The organism is Pseudovibrio sp. WM33 (assembly GCF_001623165.1).
Taxonomy (GTDB): domain Bacteria; phylum Pseudomonadota; class Alphaproteobacteria; order Rhizobiales; family Stappiaceae; genus Pseudovibrio.
In genome coordinates this window covers 16512-16897 of the sequence record NZ_LMCK01000156.1, presented here as the reverse complement: position 1 = coordinate 16897, position 386 = coordinate 16512, and the positions used below count along the sequence as shown (strand labels likewise).

The following is a 386-nucleotide window of genomic DNA, read 5'->3' as shown; positions in this document are numbered from 1 at the left end:
CAGTTGGCGTTGTGATCAACAATGGTGATGGCACGTTCTCCTATGATTGCGGCGATGCGTTCATCCACCTGAGCGTTGGCGAGACTGCGACCGACACGTTCACCTACACGATTGATGATGGCAATGGCGGCGTGATCACCAAGACGGTGACGGTGACCATCAACGGCATCAATGATGTGCCTGTTGTGAACGACATCGACATTACGCTTGTTGAAAATATAAGCAAAGTGATCATCAATGCTGACTTCTCAGATGTTGATGTGAACGATACGCACATCATCACGATAGACAACAGCACGACAGTTGGCGTTGTGATCAACAATGGTGATGGCACGTTCTCTTATGATTGCGGGGATGCGTTCATCCACCTGGCTGTTGGCGAGACA

At 49.7% G+C, this 386-nt stretch carries 1 protein-coding gene; it reads left to right on the top strand.

Annotation, left to right across the window (positions count from 1 at the left end; all coding sequences use genetic code 11):
* Positions 1-386 (top strand): VCBS domain-containing protein (locus PsWM33_RS27595; protein WP_206599044.1); only part of this gene is annotated, 386 nt, incomplete at both ends.